Below are 6,870 nucleotides of genomic sequence, written 5' to 3' on the forward strand. Positions count from 1 at the left end.
GGCGAGGGCGCCCAGGCGCCCGCTGTGCGCGCGCAGTCGGTCGGCCAGGGCCAGGAGCAATTGGTCGCCGGTCTGGTAGCTGAATTGCTCGTTGATGCTCTTGAAGTCATCGAGGCCGACACAGATCACCGCGACCCGGCGTTGCAACCGTCCGGCATCCACCAGGATCTTGTCCAGTTGCTGCTGCAGCTGCTGACGATTTGGCAGGCCGGTAAGAAAGTCATACTGGGCCATGCGCAGCAGGCTGTTTTCCGCTTCATGGCGCAGGTGGGTGTTGCGCTCGATGGACTCGAGCAATTGATTGGCGGTGTTGATCCAGATGCCCAGTTCGTTTTTCTCGTGGCCCTTGAGCAGCGGGATTTTGTGTTCGCTGGGGCGATCGGGATTGATCGCGGTCAGGTGTTCGATGATCCGTGACAGGGGCTTGGTCAACAGCCAGTGATAGACCAGATATAGCACCAGGGCCATGGCCATGGCGCGAAGCACTCCGGAAATAAAGATGATCACCGAATTGACGATAAACCCCTGACCATAGTTAGCGGTATCGAGGGTGATGCTGAGGTCGCCGTAATACTCGCTGTAGGGGCCGCGGCCTACCAGTTGCGTGGTAAAGGTGCGTTCCTGGCCGAGAATCAGGTCGGTCAGCCAGCGACTGGCTGACTGCTGCAGTTCGCGGTTTTTTTCCGCGAGCATGGTTTCGTTGGGATGGCCGATGGACGCCATGCGCACCGCGGCATCCTGAAACAAGCCTTCGATCACCTGCATGCCCATTTCCCGATCGAGGCTGTACACCGCCTGGGTCGATGGGTCGCGGAACATGTCGAGGATGCGCTGGGCATCGCTGGCCACCGCTTGCCGCGTCTTGTAGGCATCGAAAACGATCTGCGCGCAGCTCAGAACCACGCCGACGATCAATGCCGACAGTAGCACAACCCGGAGCAACTTCACCGACAAGCTGTTTTTGAGTTCCAGCTTCAAAGGGCTATTCCTTGTTCCGTGCGGGTAGCGTCAAGTTGCCGTGAGTATTGGCAATCCCGTGATGGCAGTCAAAGGGACAATCAAGCACAGGATATTTCGTCTGGATGCTTGGCCAACCTGCTGTTTCCTGGCGATTGGTACTGTGTCGGTAGTAACCCTGTACAACTTGAGGGGCTTGCGTACCTTTTTCCCAGATGGTTGATGTTAGCGTGCCATTGCGTTGGAGCAAGGGGAAATTGGATCCTTTTGGGTGTGGGGCTTGCTCGCGCAGGCGTCCTGGCTCCCACTGCTGTACACAATCCCCCTGTAGGAGCTGCCGAAGGCTGCGATCTTTTGATCTTTTGGTCGGGGTACATATCCATTCCTGCGGTAACGGCCACTTAGGGTTCCGCTTTTACAGCGGGTCACTTTCGAAAAGCCGGAGTGCCGGCCCAGTCGAAAGTAACCAAAGCGCTCTTGCCCCTTTCGTTCGGTGCCTCGCCAAGGCTCGGCATGCCCTCGCTCCGGTCCTGCTCCGTGGGCCCGCCGCGATCGGCCATCCATGGCCGTGCGCGGCTAACCCGGCATCCATGCCGGGTTGCCCACTGCGCAGAACCTCCACTCAGCCTCTCGAGGGGGCGTGCACCGCAAAAGCAAAAGCGAGGCGGCCGACCGGCCGGCCTGGGCTCAAGCGCACGCGTTCCCCTGTAGGAGCTGCCGAAGGCTGCGATCTTTTGATCTTGCAGTTGCTTTGCTTTGGCTTTTGATCTTGCTCTGTCTGCCCCTTTCCCAGAGGCCGAACGCAGGCGTTGCGCAGGGGGCTCCCGGAGCAATGCCGGAGTGAGGGCATGCCGAGCCTAAGCAAGGCACCGAATGGTGGGGCAAAGCGCTTTGGTTACTTCGACTGGGCCGGCATTCCGGCTTTTCGAAAGTGACCCGCCGTAAGGGCGGAAACAAAAGTAGCCGTTACCGCAGAAACGGATATGTACTCAGTCAAAAAAGATTCAGTGTCTCAACGCCGCCATCCAACATTCCCAAAGCCCATAAAAAAACCCGGCCTAAGCCGGGTTTTTTTGACTGGCGCGAAGCTTAAGCAGTGAAGGCCTTGCCTTCGAATTGCTCAGCCACGAATTTCCAGTTGACCAGGTTCCAGAACGCTTCGACATACTTTGGACGAAGGTTGCGGTAGTCGATGTAGTAGGCGTGTTCCCAGACATCGCAGGTCAGCAGCGGGGTGTCGCCGCTGGTCAGCGGGTTGCCGGCGCCGATGGTGCTGGCCAGGGCCAGGGAACCGTCAGCTTTTTTCACCAGCCAGCCCCAACCGGAACCAAAGGTGCCGATGGAGGTTTTGCTGAATTCTTCTTTGAACTTGTCGAACGAACCGAAAGCCTTGTTGATGGCTTCGGCCAGCGCGCCGGTTGGTTGACCGCCGGCGTTTGGCGCCAGGCAGTTCCAGTAGAAAGTGTGGTTCCAGACCTGAGCGGCGTTGTTGAAGATACCGCCCGAAGAAGTTTTGACGATTTCTTCCAGGGTCTTGCCTTCGAACTCGGTGCCAGGCACCAGGTTGTTCAGGTTCACGACGTAGGTGTTGTGGTGCTTGTCGTGGTGATACTGCAGAGTTTCCTCTGAAATGTGCGGCTGCAGGGCATCGTGTGCGTAAGGCAGCGGCGGCAATTCGAAAGCCATGATGATTCTCCTAATCAGGTCAGTTGCGGTGAGCGCACGGCCGATCACGGGCGGCCAGACTAGCGCCGGAGAGTTTGTACTCTTTGCGGCGCAGGTTTTGGATCATAGCACCGGGGGTGCGGCATAACCACGCAACAACTGTGTGGAATAGAGGTTCCAGAGCCTTTTGGAATAATCACGGGGCGGTGATTAATTGAATCGCCACAGTGAACATCATGATTGCCACCAGCAAGTCGAGGATCCGCCAGGTACTCGGCCGCGCCAACCACGGCGCAAGCCATGCCGCGCCCAGGGCCAGGGTGAAAAACCACAGCAGCGAGGCGCTGGCAGCGCCGACCACGTAGGCGCCGGGTACGGTTTGCTGGGCCCCGAGTGAGCCGATCAGCAGCACGGTGTCGAGATACACATGAGGGTTGAGCAAGGTCACGGCCAGGGCACTGAGCATCACTGCACGCAACGAGCGCACGGTCTGGTTTTCGGATTGCTGCAGGCTTTGCCGGGAATACGCCCGGCGCAGTGCCAGGCTGCCGTACCACAGTAGAAAGGCTGCGCCGCCCCAACGGGCAATGGCCAGCAGCAGCGGGTTCTGCGCCAGCAGGGTCGCCAGGCCGAAAACGCCGGCAGCCACCAGCAAGGCATCGCAGGTCACGCACAACGCGGCCACGGGCAGGTGATGTTCGCGGCGCAGGCTCTGCGCCAACACGAACGCGTTTTGCGTGCCGATCGCCATGATCAGTCCCGCCGCGACCAACAGGCCGTTCACATAGCTTTGCCACATAGGGTTTACTCCGCGCCCGCCGCCAATTGCCGCAGCACCGTCATGGCGCGTTCGGCATCGGCCTGGCCGACAAACAAATGATCGTGGTAGTAACCGGCAATCACGTTGCAACTGATTCCGGCCTGGCCCAGAGCAGTGGCGAATGCAGCGGTGAGGCCGACGGCTTCGAGGGCCGAATGCACATTCAAGGTGATCCAGGCCGCTACATAATCGAAACTGAAGCCGGCATTTTCGGCTTGTTCGCGTTCGAGGATGACCGTCAGCCCTTCCTGCTCGCGGAAGCTGCCGATGACCTCGCAGTTATTGGGCAGACGGCCGTCGCGAATGCTGCAGTACACGTATTCGCCGTCATTCAATTGCGGGCTCATGCTACGCAGTAGAGTTGCCAGAGAGGTTTCACCAGCCATGGAAAATGTCCTTGATCGAAGAGGCTTGCTGGCTATTCTCCGGGCAGAAGCTGTATAAGAAAAACCAATATTGCTGATCGCTCATTAGGAAAACTGATGTTCGACTATAAATTGCTCTCCGCCCTGGCCGCTGTGGTCGAGCAGGCCGGCTTCGAACGGGCTGCCCAGGTCCTGGGTTTGTCGCAATCGGCCATCTCGCAGCGGATCAAACTGCTGGAGGCGCGGGTCGGCCAGCCGGTGCTGGTACGGGTTACGCCACCCGCGCCGACCGAGATTGGTCGACGCTTGCTCAACCACGTGCAACAAGTGCGGTTGCTCGAACGTGATCTGCAAACCCTGGTGCCGGCGCTGGATGAAGAAGGTTTGCCGGAACGGGTGCGCATTGCCCTCAATGCCGACAGCCTGGCGACCTGGTGGGCAGAGGCGGTGGGGGATTTTTGCGCCGAGCAGCATCTGTTGCTGGATCTGGTGGTGGAAGACCAGACCGTCGGCCTCAAGCGCATGCGTGCCGGTGAAGTGGCAGCGTGCGTGTGTGCCAGCGAGCGGCCGGTGGCCGGGGCGCGCAGCCTGTTGCTGGGGGCCATGCGCTATCGTGCCCTGGCCAGTCCGGGCTTTATCGCCCGACATTTCCCGCAAGGCGTGCGCGCCGAGCAGCTGGCGCACACGCCGGCCCTGGTGTTCGGCCCGGATGACTTTCTGCAGCATCGCTACCTGGCCTCATTGGGCGTCGACGGCGGTTTTGAACACCATTTGTGTCCGTCTTCCGAGGGCTTTATTCGATTGGCCGAGGCGGGACTTGGCTGGGGACTGGTGCCCGAATTGCAGGTCCACGAGCAGCTGGAACGCGGTGTGTTGGTGGAGCTTTTGCCAGATAAGCCGATCGATGTGCCGCTGTACTGGCATTATTGGCGCAATGGCGGGCAATTGCTCGGGCTGCTGACCGAGCATCTGGCGCGATCATCAAAGCAATGGTTAGTGCCGTTGGCGTGATTGAAAGCGTCATGGCTTGAGGTAATACGCAGTGCGATACGCATGAAGAACGAAAGAAGACGGAGCAATACATGAAAATTCTGGTCACCGGCGCAAGCGGCTTCATTGGCGGGCGCTTTTCGCGTTTCGCCCTGGAGCAGGGCCTGGAGGTGCGGGTCAACGGGCGTCGGGCCGAGGGTGTCGAACATCTGGTGCGCCGCGGTGCCGAGTTTGTCCAGGGTGACTTGAGTGATCCGCAACTGGTTCGCAACTTGTGCCGTGACGTTGACGCGGTGGTGCACTGTGCTGGCGCGGTGGGGTTGTGGGGGCGTTATCAGGACTTTCATCAGAGCAACGTGTTGGTCACCGAGAATGTGGTCGAAGCCTGCCTGAAACAGCAGGTGCAGCGGCTGGTGCATCTGTCATCGCCATCGATCTATTTCGATGGCCGCGATCATCTGGGGCTGACCGAAGAGCAGGTCCCGAAGCGCTTCAAGCATCCCTACGCGGCGACCAAATACCTGGCCGAGCAAAAGGTCTTCGGCGCCCAGGAGTTCGGCCTCGAAGTGCTGGCCCTGCGCCCGCGTTTCGTCACGGGCGCCGGTGACATGAGCATCTTTCCGCGGCTGTTGAACATGCAGCGCAAAGGGCGGCTGGCAATTGTCGGCAATGGCCTGAACAAGGTCGATTTCACCAGTGTGCAGAATCTCAATGAGGCTTTGCTCAGCAGTTTGCTGGCCAGTGGATCGGCCCTGGGCAAGGCGTATAACATCAGCAACGGAGCGCCCGTGCCGCTGTGGGATGTAGTGAACTATGTGATGCGCCAGATGCAAGTCCCGCAAGTGACCCGCCACCGTTCCTACGGTCTGGCCTATAGCGTTGCGGCGCTGAACGAAGGTTTCTGCAAGCTCTGGCCAGGGCGGCCGGAGCCAACGCTGTCGCGCTTGGGGATGCAGGTGATGAGCAAAAACTTCACCCTGGACATCAGCCGCGCCCGCCATTACCTGGACTATGAACCGAAAGTCAGCCTGTGGACGGCCCTTGATGAATTCTGCGGATGGTGGAAGGCTCAGGACATTCGCTGAAAATAAACACTGAACCGAGTTTGGGGTTCAGGGTCGATCAGTGCTGCGAGTAGCGGTTTATACTCGCAGCATTAAGCCATTACTGCGGTTCAGAAAGGTTGACCCATGCGTAACGATGCTAACGACGACTTCGATTATGTTCCCAGCCTGCGGGCCGAAGCTCTGGACGACGATTTTCCGGGCACCCCTGCCGCTCGTGAGCGTACCAGCGTGCATTCGCGGCCCACTCAGCTGGTCAAGGTCAAAGGCCCGAGCACCGGTGCGCTGTGGGCATTGGTCGGGGCGTTGTTTTTTGCCTTCGCCGGCCTTGCCTGGTGGAGTTTCCAGCAGATCTCGCTGATGGAGCAGCAATTGGTCGCCACCCAGGAGAGTTTCGCCCGCATCAGCGAGGAAGCGGCGGGGCGCCTGCAGGCTATTTCTGGCAAGGTGGTCGCCAGTGAATCCACGGTCAACAGCGGCAGCGAAACGCTGAAACTGCAGATCAAGCAGCTTGAAGGCAAATTGCTTGAGCAGAACAAGCAACAGCAGGGCGTGGCAGGCCAGGCCACTGACCTGGACAAACGCCTGGCGCAAATGACCGCGCAGACTACCGAGCAGCAATCCGCCAATACTCAACTGCAAGCCCAGGTCAAAACCCTGAGCAGCGAGCTGGCCGCGCTGAAAAGTGCCCCGGCCGACACCAGTAAAGTCGAGGCGGAACTGAAAAGTCTCAGCGCCGAGATTGCCGCGTTGAAAAAACAAGGCAATCCAGGCGCCGCTATCGAGCGCCTGGAGCAGGACATGCTTGTCCTCAAAAGCCAGCAGGACAACCGTCCGGCTGCGCCCAAGAGTGGCAGTAATACCGCCGAGTTCGACGCCTTCCGTGGCCAGGTCACGCGTAACATCAACACCTTGCAAAGCCAGATCCGCAACCTGCAACAGCAGATCAGCGCCCGACCTTGATCGAGCAGTTGGCAGGCCTTTGTGGCGAGGGGCTTGTTGTGGCGAG

The 6,870-nt window shown here is 59.5% G+C and carries 7 protein-coding genes; 3 read left to right on the forward strand and 4 right to left on the reverse strand.

Annotation, left to right across the window (positions count from 1 at the left end; genetic code table 11):
• The 4 genes from F8N21_RS29515 to F8N21_RS29535 form a co-directional block, all read right to left on the reverse strand.
• The coding region (locus F8N21_RS29515) for a diguanylate cyclase domain-containing protein (RefSeq protein ID WP_150645486.1) at positions 1-978 on the reverse strand (978 nt) is incomplete at its 3' end.
• A 1,068-nt stretch (positions 979-2,046) separates the two neighbouring features.
• On the reverse strand, positions 2,047-2,643 hold the full coding sequence (locus F8N21_RS29525; RefSeq protein WP_150645487.1) for a superoxide dismutase: 597 nt from the start codon (positions 2,641-2,643) through the stop codon (positions 2,047-2,049).
• Positions 2,644-2,818: 175 nt separating this feature from the next.
• Positions 2,819-3,421, reverse strand: coding sequence for a LysE/ArgO family amino acid transporter (locus tag F8N21_RS29530; protein WP_150645488.1), 603 nt, complete (start codon positions 3,419-3,421; stop codon positions 2,819-2,821).
• 5 nt (positions 3,422-3,426) lie between these two features.
• A complete protein-coding gene (locus tag F8N21_RS29535) occupies positions 3,427-3,828 on the reverse strand; it encodes an ACT domain-containing protein (RefSeq protein WP_150645489.1) in 402 nt (133 codons plus the stop codon).
• 96 nt (positions 3,829-3,924) lie between these two features.
• On the opposite strand from F8N21_RS29535, the gene F8N21_RS29540 reads away from it, so the two are divergent.
• The 3 genes from F8N21_RS29540 (at position 3,925) to F8N21_RS29555 (ending at position 6,824) form a co-directional block, all read left to right on the forward strand.
• Entirely contained in the window at positions 3,925-4,818 is an 894-nt protein-coding gene (locus F8N21_RS29540; RefSeq protein ID WP_150645490.1) for a LysR family transcriptional regulator ArgP, read from the forward strand.
• A gap of 71 nt (positions 4,819-4,889) precedes the next feature.
• Positions 4,890-5,882: an NAD-dependent epimerase/dehydratase family protein gene (locus tag F8N21_RS29550; protein WP_150645492.1), complete on the forward strand. Its 993-nt coding sequence runs from the start codon at positions 4,890-4,892 to the stop codon at positions 5,880-5,882.
• Positions 5,883-5,987: 105 nt separating this feature from the next.
• Entirely contained in the window at positions 5,988-6,824 is an 837-nt protein-coding gene (locus tag F8N21_RS29555; protein WP_150645493.1) for an ATPase, read from the forward strand.
• Positions 6,825-6,870 lie beyond the last annotated feature (46 nt).

This window comes from Pseudomonas fluorescens (assembly GCF_902497895.1).
GTDB classification, from domain to species: Bacteria; Pseudomonadota; Gammaproteobacteria; order Pseudomonadales; family Pseudomonadaceae; genus Aquipseudomonas; species Aquipseudomonas fluorescens_BP.